The sequence below is a fragment of the Aliikangiella marina genome, from assembly GCF_007004765.1.
In the GTDB taxonomy this organism is placed as follows: domain Bacteria; phylum Pseudomonadota; class Gammaproteobacteria; order Enterobacterales; family Kangiellaceae; genus Aliikangiella; species Aliikangiella marina.
The window spans coordinates 1,133,258-1,150,973 of the sequence record NZ_VIKR01000001.1 but is presented as its reverse complement, the minus strand read 5'-3'; the positions used below and the strand labels follow the sequence as shown (position 1 = coordinate 1,150,973).

The 17,716-nt window shown below is 40.9% G+C and carries 11 protein-coding genes; 6 read left to right on the top strand and 5 right to left on the bottom strand.

Annotated features, from left to right (window positions below; all coding sequences use genetic code 11):
- Window positions 1-218: 218 nt before the first annotated feature.
- Both FLL45_RS05050 and FLL45_RS05045 read left to right on the top strand, forming a co-directional pair.
- Window positions 219-1,595, top strand: a complete 1,377-nt coding sequence (locus FLL45_RS05050) for a M24 family metallopeptidase (protein WP_142940887.1) — start codon at window positions 219-221, stop codon at window positions 1,593-1,595.
- Window positions 1,596-1,768: 173 nt separating this feature from the next.
- A complete protein-coding gene (locus FLL45_RS05045; RefSeq protein ID WP_142940886.1) occupies window positions 1,769-2,536 on the top strand; it encodes a class I SAM-dependent methyltransferase in 768 nt (255 codons plus the stop codon).
- Window positions 2,537-2,663: 127 nt separating this feature from the next.
- On the opposite strand, the gene FLL45_RS05040 is transcribed toward FLL45_RS05045, so the two are convergent.
- Together FLL45_RS05040 and FLL45_RS05035 are read right to left on the bottom strand one after the other, a co-directional pair.
- Entirely contained in the window at window positions 2,664-3,101 is a 438-nt protein-coding gene (locus FLL45_RS05040; RefSeq protein ID WP_142940885.1) for an arsenate reductase/protein-tyrosine-phosphatase family protein, read from the bottom strand.
- A gap of 256 nt (window positions 3,102-3,357) precedes the next feature.
- Window positions 3,358-4,932 carry a methyl-accepting chemotaxis protein gene (locus FLL45_RS05035; protein WP_142940884.1) on the bottom strand — a complete coding sequence of 525 codons (1,575 nt, stop codon included), beginning with the start codon at window positions 4,930-4,932 and terminating at the stop codon, window positions 3,358-3,360.
- 276 nt (window positions 4,933-5,208) lie between these two features.
- Between FLL45_RS05035 and imuA the strand changes: the two genes are divergently transcribed.
- From imuA to FLL45_RS05020, 3 genes are all read left to right on the top strand, one after another.
- On the top strand, window positions 5,209-5,973 hold the full coding sequence (imuA, locus tag FLL45_RS05030; RefSeq protein WP_142940883.1) for a translesion DNA synthesis-associated protein ImuA: 765 nt from the start codon (window positions 5,209-5,211) through the stop codon (window positions 5,971-5,973).
- Window positions 5,974-5,981: 8 nt separating this feature from the next.
- The gene (locus FLL45_RS05025) at window positions 5,982-7,517 is read left to right on the top strand and encodes a Y-family DNA polymerase (RefSeq protein WP_142940882.1); all 1,536 of its coding nucleotides are present in this window, start codon (window positions 5,982-5,984) and stop codon (window positions 7,515-7,517) included.
- A gap of 209 nt (window positions 7,518-7,726) precedes the next feature.
- Window positions 7,727-10,903 carry an error-prone DNA polymerase gene (locus FLL45_RS05020; protein ID WP_142940881.1) on the top strand — a complete coding sequence of 1,059 codons (3,177 nt, stop codon included), beginning with the start codon at window positions 7,727-7,729 and terminating at the stop codon, window positions 10,901-10,903.
- 136 nt (window positions 10,904-11,039) lie between these two features.
- Here FLL45_RS05020 and FLL45_RS05015 read toward each other — a convergent pair whose 3' ends face one another.
- From FLL45_RS05015 to FLL45_RS05005, 3 genes are all read right to left on the bottom strand, one after another.
- A complete protein-coding gene (locus FLL45_RS05015) occupies window positions 11,040-11,942 on the bottom strand; it encodes a DUF4382 domain-containing protein (protein WP_142940880.1) in 903 nt (300 codons plus the stop codon).
- A gap of 276 nt (window positions 11,943-12,218) precedes the next feature.
- On the bottom strand, window positions 12,219-13,487 hold the full coding sequence (locus FLL45_RS05010; RefSeq protein WP_142940879.1) for a Rossmann-fold NAD(P)-binding domain-containing protein: 1,269 nt from the start codon (window positions 13,485-13,487) through the stop codon (window positions 12,219-12,221).
- A gap of 3 nt (window positions 13,488-13,490) precedes the next feature.
- Window positions 13,491-13,781 carry a DUF1315 family protein gene (locus FLL45_RS05005; RefSeq protein WP_142940878.1) on the bottom strand — a complete coding sequence of 97 codons (291 nt, stop codon included), beginning with the start codon at window positions 13,779-13,781 and terminating at the stop codon, window positions 13,491-13,493.
- 950 nt (window positions 13,782-14,731) lie between these two features.
- Between FLL45_RS05005 and rne the strand changes: the two genes are divergently transcribed.
- Window positions 14,732-17,638, top strand: a complete 2,907-nt coding sequence (rne, locus tag FLL45_RS05000) for a ribonuclease E (protein WP_210247112.1) — start codon at window positions 14,732-14,734, stop codon at window positions 17,636-17,638.
- Window positions 17,639-17,716 lie beyond the last annotated feature (78 nt).

The following is a 17,716-nucleotide window of genomic DNA, read 5'->3' as shown; positions in this document are numbered from 1 at the left end:
AGATTGCAACTGAACCTGAAGTACTGCTAAGATATTGGCCGTCTGTAATTCGTTGCAATTCCTATATGTCGATGCAATACACATTTATCTCTCTGAAGAATAATCAGTAAGTGTAATAGAACACGAAGAATAAGACACGACAATATTTCAATTGGTTAAATTGCCATCGAATTATAAAGATTGAAAGCCAATGAAAAAACAATAATAAGGAAAGCGACATGTTTTTACGTCTTACCAGTTTGCTAGTTACCGGATTATTTTTAGTTGCCTGTAATCCATCATCAGCTCAAAAGAAAGTCGAAGATAGCGCTGATGCTAGTCAGCCTATTCACCAACCTACAAACGCTAAACTGAAAGCGAAACTAAGTCAAAATCCTTGGCCAGAAATCAGGAAAAAACGAATTGCTCAACTTCTACCATTAGCGATGCAACGAGCGAATATTGACGCTTGGTTGACGCTCTGTAGAGAAAACAATAATGATCCTATCGCAGAACATATTGGCGGCGAAAACGCAGGCTCAACCGCTGCTTATCTGTTTTATCGTGATGCAAACGGCTTTCATTCAGTGGTTTTTTCGCCGGTAGGAGAAGCAACGGCACTAGCTGATCTAAAAATCCATGATAAGGTGGTTTCAGTTCCACGTGGTGACTCGGCAATAACCTTGATGGCAGATTTTGTTAAGCAGCAGGGTTTCAAGAATATCGCGATCAACTCTTCTTTTAATAATGCGCAAGCGGATGGTCTTAGTCACAGCCAACGGCAAACACTAACAACGGCTTTAGGTGAAGCGCTTGCGTCAAAACTCGTTTCATCGGAAGAACTGATTTATCAATGGTTAGCAATTAAACTACCGGAAGAAGTTGAGATCATGCGGCTTGCAGCTAAATTAACTGCACAATGGCAGATTGAAGCATACCAACAAGTAATCCCGGGACAATCCACAGATGCCGATATTGCAAAATTTTTGAAAGACAAAATGGCTGAATACGGCGTAACTGATGCGTGGGCGCCTGATCAAAATCCAAACGTAAATTCTGGTCCCGACCGAGGTCACTCTCATGCGACTAACAAAATCATTAATTCAGGGGATGTTATTCAAATTGATTTTGGAATTAAACTCTATGATAAGTGGGTCAGCGACATTCAAAGATTCGCTTATGTTTTACACCCTAACCAAACAAAAGCGCCAGAGGACATTCAATATTACTGGACCAGTGCTCGTAATGGCAGTTCAGCGGCATTTAAGGCGATGCAACCCGGCGTACGAGGAATTGACGTTGATGCAGCGCAGCGTAAATTGATGAAACAAGCCGGCAGTGAATATGTTATGTGGAGTACTGGTCACCCTGTTGGCTACGTGGCACATGATACCGGCCCCAATTTAGGAGGTAGTCAAGCCGCCGAAGTCCGCCCCGCGTCAAAACGAAAGTTACAAACCGGTATGGTGTTTGCGTTTGATGGCTTTCATGCGTGGAAAAGACCAGACGGTACCCTAAAAACTATATCGGTAGAAGAAATGGCCGTAATTACAGAAGATGGTGCTGAGTACTTAATTCCGCCACAACAAGAGCTTATTTTAATTAAATCAAATTAATTTGCGGGCTTTGCCAGGAATATCTGTTATTGATTAAATCCGAACTCAAATACGCTGATTTAATTTTGTAATGTGAAAACGGTAATCTACTCAACGTAATCTAAATGTATTGCACAAGCGTAAATGTATAAGTCTCATTATAATCTCGTTCAAAATGAAAAATTGAGGACCTCATGAATAAAATCTTAACCCTTAGCTTAGCCAGTCTTTTCGTTTCTACTTCAGTCTTCGCCAATGATCATAAGATGTCAGAAGCGACTGAGGAGAAAGTTCGAGCGGCGATGAAAGCTGATATTCGTACCGAAGCTGAAACCGAACGCGACCGAAACCGCAGGCCAGTTCAGACACTTAAGTTCTTCGGCTTAAATGATGATATGAAAGTACTTGAACTGTTACCGGGCGGTGGCTGGTATACCAAATTACTTGCACCTACTCTGGCTGAAAAAGGTGACTTCCATGTCGCCATAGGAACCAATCGAGTCAAGGAGAGGCTCACCGGTCAAAAGGATATGAAGTTTAATGTTTTAGAAACCAATACTAATATTCGTCGCCCAGAAGGTAGCCGCTTTTATGTAATGGATTCATTTACCCTTTCCGAGAAAGACTTTGACATGGTCTTTACTTTCCGTAATTACCATAATTTTGCCGAAGAAGGCCGACGGGCGATGAATGAAGCAGTATTCAAAGCTTTAAAACCAGGCGGCATCTATGCGGTTGTTGATCATACTATGCGCCATATGGAGCCACTTAATGCCGAAAATCGTCGACGTTTTGATCCAGTGTTAGCGATTAAAGAAATTCAAGAAGCAGGTTTTGTTTTTGTTGAGTATAGTGATTTGCATTATCGTGCAGATGATGAGTTGCGCTACGAAGTTGGCCGTCGCAGTGTGAGTGGTAATACCGATAGGTTTACTTTTAAATTTATGAAGCCCAAGAAATAGCGGCTTTTATCTAGGCTTATTTTAGGACTTAAGCTCATTTAAGGCCTTAGATTCATTATAGCCTTACAAAAAAAAGGATGGCTTAGCCATCCTTTTTTGATTGATTTATTAAGTGTTCAGGTAAGATTTAAACCGCTATTTTCATGTCTTTGGTTTGAACTAACACAAACATTTTAATTCTCTCGTTGAGCTCTTTAAAAGTCGTTTCATAAGGATTGACCGTCTGCCTGGTTTTGGGATCTTCAAAATTCCACTCAATGACTTCCTGCATAAACCCATAATTCTTCTTTTCACCCTTTTTCTTGGCTTTGTTGCATAAAGAAATAACGAAATCGAACTCGTGGGCTTTGAATTCTTTCATATGCTTTGAATATAACCCCTCGGTTGACATGTTGTGCCTTTTGATAACATTCATGGCAATAGGGTCAACATCATTTGGCTTGCTGCCCGCACTAAACACATCAAAATAATTTCCTGCTTGTTTTTTTAGAATAGCCTCAGCCATTAATGATCGAGCTGAGTTTCCGTTGCACAAGAACAATACACTTTTTTTTAGAATGGTCATTTTTTTGGTCTCTAATCCCCTGAGGATGAATCGAGTATATGCTCAAAAAACAACCAGTTCAATCTTAAAAAATCCCTTAATTTGACTTGTATCAGCTTTCAATCAGTTAGCATAAAAAGGTGATAAATTTCTAGGTTTTGTGGATATTCTGTGGATAGTTTATGAATAACTAGTGAATAGCTTGGTTAAGCTAAAAACTAACAAAATCATTTCTTTATTTTTCATCAAGTTATACGAATTTTGAGAATGAAACTCATTAGATTAATTTAAACCGAGTCACGAGATCCATTAAGTTATTAGCAAAGTTAGATAGCTGATTTCCTTGCTCTCTCAAATCGTTAGCTATCTCCATTGTTTCAGAAGCTTTGTCATTGATTGCTGTTACGTTTCGGCTCATTTCATCGGTTGTTGCACTTTGCTGATCAACGGCCGTTGCTGTTGCAGAATTCGATTCCTGTATTCTTCCTACCGCAGCAATAACTTCGTTTAAAGCTGCCTCTAAATCAGTTGTGTTTTCTAGGTTTTCTTGGGCTTTTTCTCTTCCCATGGACATAGCCGAAATAGCTTTATTTGAACTCTCTTGTAACTGCTCAATTTGCGCTTGAATTTCTTCAGTAGAAGACTGTGTGCGACTCGCTAATGTTCTTACTTCGTCAGCAACAACGGCAAAACCTCTCCCTTGATCACCCGCCCTAGCCGCTTCTATTGCGGCATTAAGTGCCAGCATATTCGTTTGTTCAGCAATGTCATTAATGACTTGTACCATATTACTAATGCCATCTACTGCGCCCTTGAGGCTTCCTAGCGCATTGCTGACTTTGTCAATATCTGAAACTAATTGATTGGTATCGTTAACCGCTGCTTTTGCTGAATTCTTACCTTTAAGTATCGCCTGGTTACCTTCTTCAGCTGTGGCTGAAGCTTCGGCAGTATTATTGGCTATTTCCTGAATTGCAGCGTGCATTTCGGTCATAGCAGATGCTATTTGTTCGAGTTCAAACTGCTGCTCATTAATCTGCTTATGGACCGCTTCTACTGACTGATAATTTGCAGCAACTTTACCACCGACTTTGTCACTTGCTTCTTTGATTCGGCCGAGTAACGTATGATTCAAAGTATCCTGCATGCCAAATGCAGTCATTATCTTGTGTGACTCGCTATATCCCCCGGTATACATGTATTCAATAAGTGGGTTGTCGACAATGCTGCTGGCCTTATCTAAGACAATTTTCATTCCCGAATTTGCCCAAATTATCCCCACAATTCCGACAATTAAGCCAACCGCGACAGCGAGCAAAGACTCTATCATTGTCGATTCATTAACCGCTGTTATTGTTACAGGCAATAAGGCTAATATAATCGCCAATATACTTTTTTGATTCAGTGAAAGGTTAAGAAAAGACTTTTGAGGTAACCCGCTTTTTCCATGATTAATATGATCATAGAGTTTTTGAGCACGACGCTTTTGACCCGCTGATGGTTTGACTCTTACTGATTCATAAGAGCACACCTGACCGTCTTCAAAAACTGGCATAACAAAAGCGTCAACCCAGTAGTGATCACCATTTTTACAACGGTTTTTAACAACGCCACGCCAAGCTTTCTTCTGTTTAAGGCTTTTCCACATATCGGCAAATGCAGCCGGAGGTACGTCAGGGTGGCGAACAACATTATGGTTTTTACCGACCAATTCTTGTTCGCTAAATTGAGCTATTTCACAAAATTTTTGATTCGCGTAGGTCGTAATGCCTTTCAAATCCGTTGATGATACCAGCTCATCGTCGCTTCCCAACCGTTGCTCTTTGTCGGTTACTGGGAGATTTTTCTTCATTTTGTACTTACCGTGAGTGATTTAATACTTTAAGCCTAGCAGGTAAGTTCATGTTTTGTATGATTTTTGCTGTTTTTATGTTGCACTTTTGTCTGATTATTAGTCGCCAATTTTGTCTCCCAGTGATACGACTAATCGATAAAGCCAATGCTTCAAAGTGCTCAAAAATAAACTTCAAATGAATTCAATTAGTTAGCACTTTCCTTTAAAAAAACACTGGATCACTACTTAATTTAATGCTACTTATATAAGTAGTTTTGGAGTTAATTATCAATCATGTCCCGTTCAACAGCAGTTTCGCAGCTACTCAAAAATCAGGCTATTTGGCAAGCTGGTTCAAACTCCAGCAGCACTAGGACCTTGAGTACTGGTTATCAACAACTCGATGAAATATTACATTTAGGCGGCTGGCCCCAAGGTGCGGTTTCTGAACTTTTACTCAGTCAAAATGGTATTGGTGAAATACGCCTGCTCAGTCCATTGTTAGCGAAGCTCAACCGGCAACCAGGTTACATCACTTGGATAAATCCGCCCTATGAGCCTTACCCTCCTGCGCTAGCGAAGCACCAGCTAGATCTTAACAGAATCATTGTTGTGAGAACTCAAAAGGTAGTCGATACGGTTTGGGCCGCACAGCAAGCGTTAGCGTCAAACGCCTGCTCAGCGGTACTCACATGGTTACCGAATAACAACCTGAATAAAGCGATCCGTAAACTCAATTTGGCCGCTAAAACAGGGAATTGTTGGGGATTCATTTTTCGTTCACAACAGTTTCATCAACAAGCCTCTGCAGCACCATTACGCATTTTAATGGCATCAGAGCAACGACACCAGAAGCTCTCTATCATCAAGCAACCGGGAGGTTGGAGCGGACAAGAGCTTACCTTGAAGCTATTTCCCGAGCGTCAATATTGGAATGCCCTTTCAGTGAATCACTGGCCGAGCTATCAACCGAGCAGCAGTGGCACTAGTCAAATCGGTATTCAATCCCCTCAGTCAGACAATAGCCATGACGAAATATCACTGCCGTCTTATCACTAGGTTCCAAAATGTGGTTATCAATTCGTCTACCCTTATTGCCTCTGGAAACTTTGTATCTATCTTGCAAAGGTTCTAATCATGAGGCTAATTTAAACGGCCAAACTAATCATGATATCCCTATAGGAGTAATCGAAAATAATCGAATTCTGTGCGCTAATCAGTCGGCTTATCAGCAAGGCATAAAGAATGAACAAAGTATCGCCAGCGCTTATGCCCTTTGTGATCAAATTCAACTCTATGAAAGAAACAAGCCGCAAGAGTGGCAACTATTGAACAATTTAGCCATGCTCATTTATGGTTATTCACCAAACATTGCAATTGATAAAAAGGGACTACTTTTAGTTGAAATAGCCAGAAGCTTAAAACTTTATCAAGGACTCGACAATTTACTCAAAAATATTCAGTCCGATCTTAAAAAAGAATCGGTTATGTTTCAGCTCGCGATTGGCCATACGCCGACTAGTGCAGAATTATTGTCATTTAAACCTCTCGCCTATTCGCTTGAGTGCTGGGTCTATACTGAAAATTTAATTGATAAAAAGAGCATTGAAGAAAAACTTGGTGAATTACCGGTAAAGCTAATGGCTTTATCAGATAAAACGATTGATAAAATTCATTCCGTTGGCATTCGTCGATTGTCTCAACTAAAAGCACTCCCACCAGCGGCGATTCGTAAACGGTTTGGCCAAACTGTCAGTCAATATTTGCTCAAGCTTTATGCACAACTGGCTGAACCTAAAGATTACTTTGTGCCGCCCGATAACTTTTTTGAAAAACTCGAGTTTATCGATGTAATTCATCACCGCCAAGGTTTGTTATTTCCCATTAAACGTTTGATTAAAAACCTATGTCGCTTTCTAACCTTGCAGCAGAAGAACTGCCAAGTCATTCACTGGGAACTTTTCGACTCAGAAAAAAATACTATTGGCTTTGATGTTCTTGTCTCTGATAGCAAAATTAATGAAAAAATCTATATTGAACTCACCCAACTTAACCTTGAACGTTACACACTGCATGCTCCAATTGAGATGATAACGCTAACAGCCAATAAACTTACTCAACTGAATGCGGCTAATGCTCAATTATTTGAACAAAGTTATGACTTTAAACAAGACACTGGATTTATTAATAAAATTCGCGCCAAATTAGGCAGTGATAGTTGTTATAGCTTACAGCAACAAACTGAACATGTTCCTGAGCTAGCTTATCGCCAAGTCAAAGAAATTGCTAACTCTAGCTATGTGAGTAAAAGTAAATCAAATGAACAAGAAACCACTATGAATCAATATGCACTCGGTGAGGAAAATCATAACCGCCCCAGCTGGCTATTGGAGAAACCTAAACCGATACATTTCAATCAGCAAAAACTTATTTGGCAAGGTGAGTTAACAATTATCTCTACTCAAGAAAGAATTACGAGCTATTGGTGGAAGAAAAAAATTGCCCGAGATTATTATTTGGCAGAGCATGAAGATGGAATAATTTATTGGGTCTTTTATGATCAAGTCAAACAGCAATGGTTTTTACATGGGATATACGGGTGAATATTTGAGCGCTTCAGTAACGCGAAGTTTTATTATAGAAATTAATAATATTGCCCTTCGTCTACCGACGAAAGTGTTGCATATCAGACTTCTTTCTCTATAAGTGAGGTAATATTACTTATCTTATTGTAAGGAAAAAACAGGCAGCCCAATAGAACGCAGACAAATTGAACGATAAGAGACAAATTGAACGATAAGAGATAAATTCATTGCAATACTACGAACTTAATACAACAACCAATTTTAGTTTCTTAACCGGCGCATCTCATCCTGAAGAGCTTGTTGAGACAGCAATTAAGTTAGGCTACTCAGGGATAGCTATAACTGACGAGTGTTCGTTGGCGGGGGTAGTAAGAGCGCATGTCGCCACTAAAGCACATAATCAACAATCTAATATCGCTAAACTATTCCATTTAATTATAGGCTCTCGATTTACAATTGCGTGGAACAAAAATTTCAAACTTCAACTTATCCTCCTTTGCCCTTGTCGGGAAGCTTATGCTGAATTATCTTCACTAATCACTTTAGCGAGACGTAGAGCGGAAAAAGGTGATTATCAAGTTGAGTTAAAAGATTTTGCTTTGCATATTTCGCGTTGCTTAGCTATTTGGATACCAACGAACAATTTCGAAATTTCATGCAAGCAGTTAAAAGCAGTACAGGATATTTTTGCTAACCGGCTATGGGTTGGTTATCAAAGACTATTAACCGCAGAAGATTACTTTAATTATACTCATTGTTTTAAATTGGCAAAGCAATTTCAACTACCGGTGGTAGCTCAAAATGCCATCTTAATGCATGATAAAAAACGCTTACGCTTACAACACTGTTTGACCGCTATCAGAAATAATTGTTCGGTACAAAACTTGGGTAAAAAACTAATCGCCAATGCCGAGCAACATCTAAGAAGTCTCCATCGTTTGAGCAAGCTTTATCCATCAAACTTGCTGATAGAAACACAGAAAGTTGCAGACTTATGCCACTTTTCACTTGATGAATTGCGTTATGAATATCCCGATGAAATTCTTCCTAAGGAAATATCTCCTTCAGACTATTTGCGTCAGTTAGTTGAAGATGGTGCAAAAAAACGCTGGCCTAATGGAATACTAGAAAAAGTTAACCTGCAAATTGAATATGAATTATCCGTTATCAATAAGCTTAAATATGAACATTATTTTCTGACGGTTTTTGATATTGTGCAATTTGCAAGAAGTAAAGGAATTCTATGCCAAGGACGTGGTTCCGCGGCAAATTCCGCGGTTTGTTACTGCTTATTTATTACTGAGGTAGACCCGGCACAAAGTGATTTGTTATTTGAACGGTTTATTTCTGAGGAACGTGATGAGCCACCGGATATTGATGTAGACTTTGAACACCAACGTCGCGAAGAAGTTATTCAGTATATTTATAAAAAATACTCAAGAGAAAGAGCTGCCTTAGCAGCAACGGTGGTTACCTATCGACTAAAAAGTGCTATTCGTGATATCGGTAAGGCTTTAGGAATTGATGAACCTATCGTCGATTATCTCAGTAAATCACTTGCCTGGTGGGACAAGCCGCAGTCTTTGCAAAAATACTTTGACGAAATAAATCTTACCCGAGATGGCCTACTCGCAAACCATTTTTTTGAATTGGTTATGAGTATACTAAGGTTTCCTCGTCATCTCTCCCAGCATGTTGGCGGTTTTATTATTACGCAACGCCCCATGTCACATTTAGTCCCCGTTGAAAATGCAACAATGGCAGATAGAACAGTTATTCAGTGGGACAAATACGATATCGAAGCGCTCGGCTTGTTAAAGATTGATGTACTTGGGTTAGGCATGTTAACTATGATCAGAAAATGTTTGCAGATGACGGCGAACTACTCCGATATAAAAAATCTTCAAAACATACCAAAAGAAGATCCGCTAACATATAAGATGCTATGTAACGCTGATACTGTCGGCGTTTTTCAAATTGAATCGCGAGCGCAAATGAGTATGCTCCCGAGGTTAAAGCCCCAATGCTTTTATGACTTGGTTATTCAAATAGCCATTGTTAGACCCGGCCCTATTCAGGGGAATATGGTTCACCCTTATTTGAAACGTCGTAATGGTGAAATCCCAACCGAATACCCCAATGAAGAAATAAAACAAGTTTTAAAGCGAACTTTGGGTGTCCCTATTTTTCAAGAGCAAGTCATTAAGTTGGCTATGGTTGCAGCGGGGTTTAGTGGTGGCCAAGCCGATCAACTTCGAAGAGCAATGGCGTCCTGGGGGCGCAATGGTGATCTCTATCAGTTTCAAGATAAATTAATTAATGGCATGCTAGCAAGAGGCTATTCAAGGCAATATGCCGAGCGTGTTTTTGAACAGATGAAAGGGTTTGGAAGCTATGGTTTTCCCGAATCGCACTCAGCAAGCTTTGCTATCCTAGCTTACTTCTCTTCATGGTTAAAACGTCATCATACTGCAGCATTTTATTGCGCTTTATTGAATAGTCAGCCAATGGGGTTTTATAGTCCTTCACAACTTATCCAAGATGCTAAACGTCACCGTATTATTGTATTGGCAGTGGATGTTGATTACAGTCAATGGGACTCTTTAGTGATCTTCAAAGATGAGTTTGAGCAACAAACCCATCAGTATGCTCAATTAATAAAAAACTACCCTACTGACAAACCCATAGCTATTCGCTTGGGTATGCATTTAGTCAAAGGCTTTAATCAAGATGCGGCTAATCGGCTATGCGCAGAACGTAAAGTTCGTCAGTTTTCAAACATTAAGGATCTTGTCTTTAGAGGAAAGCTAAATGCGACTGAAAGAGACGCGTTGGTTCGTGCGAATACGTTACCTAGACTAGCGGAACATCGATACCAAGCGCAGTGGCAATCACTAGCCATTGAAGAAAACAAACCCTTATTAACTCAGTTAGATGCTGAAGACAAACCATCCAACGAGTTAGAGGATCAAATTCAGCCTCCAACTCTGGTTGAAGATGTCATGACGGATTATCAAACATTAGGGTTAACCCTCAACCAACACCCGCTTGCGATACTGCGCAGTAACCATTGGATAGAAAAATGTAAAAAAGCAGACCAACTTAAGAGTATGCAGCAAGGCCAGTTTGTCAAAGTTGCGGGAGTCGTAACTTGCCGACAAAGACCGGGTACTGCGGCCGGTGTTTTATTTTTAACTTTAGAAGATGAAACCGGTAATATGAATATTATTGTCTGGAAAAATACGGTAGAAAAATTTCGTAAACCGATAATGGCTAGTCGTCTATTGCTTATCAAAGGAAAAATAGAAAGAGAGAGAAAAGTTGTCCATGTAATCGCAGGGTATATTGAAGATATTAGTGATCGATTACCCGAGTTTAGAAGACATTCAAGAGACTTTCATTAGCTGAAACAATCAACAATAGAAAGCAGTGTAAAACGAAAGTTAATTGATACTAGAAAAATGAAATGACAAACAGAAAAAACTTTCCTAAAACAAACTCCCAGAGCGATCTCTGGGGGTTTCTATTATTCAGTTCCAATTATTCGAAGGCTACCTGATAGGCTTGGTTCGCTAGTGTCGAAATATTTTGAGTGGCGATAAAAGTAATATCATCATCAGATTCAGGATCATCAAGATCAGCATCGCAGGTTAAAGCTAAAGTGTAATCACCCGGAGGAAGAAAACCGACAACAAAGCGATAAGTACCATTGTCTAGGCTAACAAGGCTGCTAGTAAATGGCGAGTTAGCACTGCCCTCATCATCAGGTGTGAAATCTAAACCTTGAAACAAATAAACCGCAACGCCTTCATTACATGCGGCATCGTTTATAACGCTCGCATCTACCGTGCCACGAATGGTGCTGATTTGAGTGTTATCGATAAGCTTTAGCGTAGGCTTAAGAAAATAGTCGTTGCTTTGACCTGGCGGGTTGATGACCGATTTGCGTAAATCAAAATCAATTGTGAAAGAAACAGACTGTCCTAATGGTACCAAAAAGCCGCCGTTTAGCTGTAGTCCCCGTTGATCGCCGCTTGGCACAAACAATGAAAAAGTACTGCCATCATTCAGTGTGATATAAGAGTCTAGGGTATTTCGCTGAGCATTAACTTTCAGTCTAATCCAATTGTATTGGCCTGAGTCAACTTCAACACCGTTTAACAGCGGTTCGGAGTTATCGCCTTGTAGGGCCAATAGATCGATTTGTCGAGGTTGATTGAAATCAAAACTGATTGCATCGCCAGCAGCAGGCTTAATTTCGACCCCAGTAAATTCAACAACGACCTCAGTCGCATCGTCTACTGGCGCATCGGTAACATTTAAGATCAAGAAGCTTTTCTGATCGACTTGCTCACTTCCTCCGCTGCCTCCGCCACAGGCAACCATGGAAATCAAACCAGCAATGACAATTACAATACTAAAACGACGACTTATGTAACTCATATTAATTAACTTCTTAATATCTTTCCCTGAGATGATGGTAGCTTAAAAAACCATCAAACACTATCTCTCACCGATTAAAATAACGCCATTAGAAAAAAGTGTGAACCCCGTCACTCCTTTTTATAAACAACTCAAAGCAATTTTAAACTTTTTTAGCGCTAAATTGCATTAGTTAATTGATGTCGTGAACGGTCTATGACAAGAATCTTCAATGACACTTGGCTCAACTCCCCAATAAACGTGAGGAGTTGTGCCTGATGGTTTTAGCGACAGAACTTATTGGTTATGTTCGTCAAGATAAGCTTGTAAATACTGAAAAGAAGGCGTCAACTGGCCATTATACACAATAACCGCACGAGACAACTCCGGAATCAAACCGCAATCTTCGAAAGGCTTGTCTAATTCGATTGACATCAGATTATTCATATACCCGCGGAGAACATCTGAGAAATGCTCCGATGCGTCGCGTGACAATTCACAAGGCAAATTATCAATGCTCATCACGCTGATTCCTTCAGCAGAGATACCATCATGAGAAGTCCCGCTAGCTACATCATAGGTAAATGCGGGAGTGTCAATATCTGAAGCTTTAGTAGTGCATTCCAGTGAACCGTTAATATCGCAACTGATATCACCGACGACCATAGGAAGATTGGCTTGATGTTCAAGCATGCGGTTGCGATCTAAATGCTTAGGATACTTTTCGGTCCAGTAAGGTGTCTGTAGCAGAATGTCAAACTTTCCCAGTAATTGATCAAAAGCGCTTTCATAAGCTTCAGCCCCTTTTTCAATAAAATCTTGCATATCAAATGCTTGCCCGTCTTTGCGACGGTTAATATGGCGACTGCTAGCGACAGCGTACCAACTCCCCGCAGGTGGCTTATTGTCGAGTAAAGTTTGGATATCGATTTTTGGGAGTCCCAACCACTGACAAACCTCTTCTGAGCCTTTACCCACCTTGCCTGTTCCAACGATTAATACCTGAACTGGTTTGCCCTGATTAACATCTATTTGCGCAAATGAGGCTTTGATCTCATCGATTGAGCGATATTGCCAAGTTTGTTTCACTTGCGAAAGGCAAGTCTCTTGGTTGCGTGCTTGAAGCTTCTTACCCGCGACCATAAAACTATCAATCGCACCAGCAATACCGGCGAAACGTCCAAACGCAATGGTTCGCTCGCCGTTTTCATCGACAATAGGTTCATAGTCTATCAAAGTCGCTTTTTGGTCGATGAATTTTTGCAACAGGCGCATATTATAGTCTTGGCCTTTGATAGTATGCGAAAAAGCCAAGTGAACTTGTTGCGGTTGAATTGAATCCACTGGGGGTTCTTTGATACCAACAATAAACTGTCCATTTTCCGGACAACCGTTGGTTGGGACGCCAGCTGCAGCGTAGTCAGAATCTGAAAACACTCTAATTTCACTGGGCTCGATGCTGATTGGGAAACCTTTTTCAACCAATTCAGCGGCACATGAAGGGATTAACGCAGTGCGCTTTTCCCAGTCATTCTTGTGCTCCTTGCGAACAACTGTTTTTAACATTCATTAAACCTTATTTTTTATAATAACTGCCTGCTCATCGACTTTCGGCGATTGAGCCGTTTTATGACTTTCACCCTTCCCGGTATACATCTCGCCATCCTTACCAACAACAAACGGCTCATCATTTTGATTGCCAACGTTTTGCGCTTCCCACAACATAACAGCTTGCATCGCTGACTCGACCTGTTCAGATGTCAGCTTGTCACCGTTTTCCCAACGACCGAGTTCAATCGCTGTTTTTAACTTTTCGATCATATGAGGAGAAAGGCTGTTGACTGTATCGGTATAGTTCACTGTTCGCTCCGGAAAATGGATGGGTAAAAGCAACGCTAAAGCCTGCTTTTAAATCGGGTAGGTTTCTTTGGTTTTACTCGCATAAGCAAAACCTGCGCAGATTATAGGGAAATTCAAAATAGCGTGCAATTGGACCAGATGGTGAATATTAATTGTTGCTAAATTATAAAATGCTTAATAAATAACCTCGGGACGGTTAAATTATAATCAAAAATCATCTAATTGACTGAGTTTTCAATATTTTTTTAGCTAAAAATTGAAGGTACAGATTATTACTGCTATAGTTCAACCGCTAGCAGAATAGCTGATTTATGTCGTTTATGACGCATTTTTGGCGCTGCAAATATGAGGTAACAAACCAGCTTATAAGCGACGGAATTGTTTAAAAAATTCACGTAGTCAAGCTTGAAGAACCTGATTACCTCTTACAGAGCGACTATTAATAACCAAGTCCAAAGACTGACGTCTAAGACTAGCGAGTTTAATGCTCTGTAGACAAGATTATGATAATCGCTGTTTGAAAGTAAGAACGCTTTTAGTAAAGTTCAATCAAACAACGGTGAATTAAACGCCCAATTTGTGCTGTTGAATTAAAACACTCGTTAAATTCAACGAAAAATGAATGGGCATACTAGGCAGAAAGCCACGCAAAAAGAATTTTGAAGGTCATAAGACCTGGACGAACAATAGTTAAACAATGGGCTGCAGATTTTGCAGCGATAGATTTTAGTACGGCCCTTCTGGCTGGTGAAACAACCCGACAATTGCGTCCCTGAAGCGCCACAACTAACTTATTGATTTAAAAGCATTTAATAGACTCAGAAACGAGTATTGCATTAAAAACAATAAACAAAGCTATCTATACTTTTAACTTAATCTCGGCAGTCCCTCTCGTAAATTCTCCGCGTTGTTGCTTTCTCCTCAATAAAAAACGTGAGAGATAAACCTATATGAAACGTATGTTAATTAACGCAACTCAGCCAGAAGAGGTTCGTGTTGCATTAGTTGATGGTCAAAGACTGTTTGATTTGGACATTGAACTGGTTGGCAGAGAACAAAAAAAGGCCAACATCTATAAAGGAAAAATAACCCGTGTAGAGCCTAGCCTCGAAGCAGCATTTGTTGATTACGGCGCTGAAAGACATGGATTCCTGCCATTAAAAGAAATTTCTAGAGAATACTTCGCTGAGAAGAACTTTCGTGGTCGCCCCAATATTAAAGATGCCGTTAAGGAAGGTCAGGAAGTTATTGTTCAAATCGACAAGGAAGAAAGAGGTAACAAAGGCGCAGCGCTAACAACCTTCATTAGTCTCGCAGGATGCTATTTGGTTCTGATGCCAAACAATCCGCGTGCCGGTGGGATATCACGCCGAATTGAAGGTGAAGAACGCGAAGAATTGCGTGCCGCGATGCGCAATATTCAGACTCCTAAAGGCATGGGATGCATCGTCAGGACTGCAGGTGTCGGCAGAAATGCCGAAGAGCTCGAGTGGGATATGAATGTTCTACAGAACCTTTGGAAAGCGATCAAAGAAGCTGCAGATGCGCGCCCTGCTCCATTCCTAATTCATCAAGAAAGCGATGTTATCATGCGCGCGTTACGGGATTACTTACGCTCTGATATCGGCGAAATCATCGTTGATAAACGCGAAGTTTTTGACAAAGTTAAAGATCGCATTCGCTTCATTCGCCCTGCTTTTGAAAACCGTGTAAAACTCAATGAAGATCGTGAAATTCCGCTTTTCAATCGCTATCAAATTGAAACTCAAATAGAAACCGCTTACCAAAGAGAAGTGAGACTTCCATCAGGTGGTTCTATCGTCATCGACCCAACAGAGGCATTAGTTTCCATCGATATTAACTCGGCACGTGCCACGAAAGGTGCTGATATTGAAGAAACTGCACTACAAACTAATAAAGAAGCGGCACAAGAGATTGCTCGTCAACTCCGCCTACGCGATATGGGCGGCTTAATCGTTATCGATTTCATCGATATGTCGCCAGTTAAAAACCAGCGCGAAGTAGAATCAGTCCTTAAAGAAGCCCTTACGCGAGACCGCGCACGAGTGCAGGTAGGTAAGATTTCACGCTTTGGGTTACTTGAAATGTCGCGCCAAAGACTTAAACCCTCTTTAAGTGAGTCAGCCAATCATGTCTGTCCACGCTGTGCGGGAACCGGAGTCGTTCGTGGTATCGAGTCAATGGCACTCTCGATACTCAGGTTATTAGAAGAAGAAGCGACAAAAGAATTAACCACCTCAGTTCAGGCGCAATTGCCAGTTGAAGTGGCAACTTTCTTGTTGAACGAGAAGCGCAAAATAATTCACGCCATCGAGAAACGCCAAAAAGTACAGATATACGTAATCCCAAATCCCTATATGGATACGCCAAATTATGAAATCGTACGGATGCGTGGCGACGAAAAGCTGGAAGGATCGACCTATGAGGTTCCAGTTCAACCACAACTAGAGTTTGTGACGACTAGCAGCGATGTACAAGCCACTAAGCCCGCAGAGCAACCAGCAGTAACAAGTGTTGTCGCTGATTCAGCACCAACTCATGTTAAGAAGGAAGAAAAGAAACCTGGATTGTTCGCCCGTTTATGGCAATCGCTCTTTGGCAAAGAAGAGAAGAAAAACAAACGCGGGCGACGCAATCAAAAACGTCGCGGTGGTCGAAACGATCGCAACCGCTCTCGCAATTATCGTCGTAAGCAACACCAAGGTAAAAAGCGCGACGATAAAAATGAAAAGACGGATAATAAAAAGCCGTCGCAACAACGCAAGCAAGCTGATGATAAACGTCAAAAGCGTCAGCCGAAAAAAGGCCGTGCTCAACAAACTGACAAAAAACAGCCGGACAACAGACAACAAGACAACAAACAGCAAGATAACAGACAAAAAGATGCGGCGAAGAATGATCAACAAAATCGTCGCAAAGAGCGACCAGCTCGAAAGTCTCGCGAAGAACGGCAGAAAGTTCAGGCACAAAACCGCGCCGAACATATAAAAAATTCGCAAGCTAACGATTCCAGTTCGACCGATCAGAAACCGCAACGATCGCAAAAACCGCGAAACAATCAAAAAGCAGTCGAAGCGAAAAATGATTCGGTTTCTGTTGAGCGGTCTTCGGTCGCTAAAGCGTCATCTCAATCGGTCAGTAGTCATAATTTGACGGATACTGCTGTAGCGAGACAAGCCATTGATAAAAATGAAGCAGTAAACAGCACTGTAGCAAAAGCCGAACAAACCAAAGAAACTCAATCAAAACCAGAGAGTGTTGCTGAGAAAAAAGTAGAAGCAAACGTCGCTGTATCTCAACCGGTAAGCGAACAGCAAACCGATACTATGCGAGACCAATCTAAGCCTGCTGTCGCTCCCGTGAGCGAACAGGTAGATGCATCAGCTGTCAATACAGAACTAGCTGCACAAGCGAGTGTGCAAGACAATAAATCAGAGCTTCAAGACTCAACGAGTACTTCTCAAGCGGATGTCGTTGAAACGACTGATTCAGCACCAGACACTACAGTGGAAGTAGAAACTGAATCTCAACCGGATAGTGATACAAAAGAAGCCACAGTGAATGAAGAAGAAAAGCAAGAAATAGTAACACCTTCAATACAAGCTGAAGCTAAGCCGGATACACCCACTCAACCCGTAGCGAAGCCGGTTGAATATAAATCTTTTTCTCCGGCAACTAAACCGATTGCAGCCGAACCGATCCCTGCATTAGAGAAAACTTTTGAAGCACCAAAGTTTGAAGATGGAATAATGGTTACGCAAGCAGTAGCAGAGCCTGAGACGCAAAATAAAAGTTTTAGCCCGATGGCAAAACCTGCAGCGCCTGAAGAAAGTTAAGTTAATCAGCAAAAAAAAAGCCTCGTTAAACGAGGCTTTTTTTTTGAATTCTTTTAAAGGATTTGTGGTTACTGCTGG

Bases quoted from the DNA above. Each gene is read 5' to 3' on its own strand.
- FLL45_RS05035 (WP_142940884.1), bottom strand. From the start codon at position 4,932: ATGAAGAAAAATCTCCCAGTAACCGACAAAGAGCAACGGTTGGGAAGC.
- FLL45_RS05040 (WP_142940885.1), bottom strand. From the start codon at position 3,101: ATGACCATTCTAAAAAAAAGTGTATTGTTCTTGTGCAACGGAAACTCA.
- FLL45_RS05050 (WP_142940887.1), top strand. From the start codon at position 219: ATGTTTTTACGTCTTACCAGTTTGCTAGTTACCGGATTATTTTTAGTT.
- imuA (WP_142940883.1), top strand. From the start codon at position 5,209: ATGTCCCGTTCAACAGCAGTTTCGCAGCTACTCAAAAATCAGGCTATT.
- FLL45_RS05025 (WP_142940882.1), top strand. From the start codon at position 5,982: ATGTGGTTATCAATTCGTCTACCCTTATTGCCTCTGGAAACTTTGTAT.
- FLL45_RS05010 (WP_142940879.1), bottom strand. From the start codon at position 13,487: ATGTTAAAAACAGTTGTTCGCAAGGAGCACAAGAATGACTGGGAAAAG.
- FLL45_RS05015 (WP_142940880.1), bottom strand. From the start codon at position 11,942: ATGAGTTACATAAGTCGTCGTTTTAGTATTGTAATTGTCATTGCTGGT.
- FLL45_RS05045 (WP_142940886.1), top strand. From the start codon at position 1,769: ATGAATAAAATCTTAACCCTTAGCTTAGCCAGTCTTTTCGTTTCTACT.
- rne (WP_210247112.1), top strand. From the start codon at position 14,732: ATGAAACGTATGTTAATTAACGCAACTCAGCCAGAAGAGGTTCGTGTT.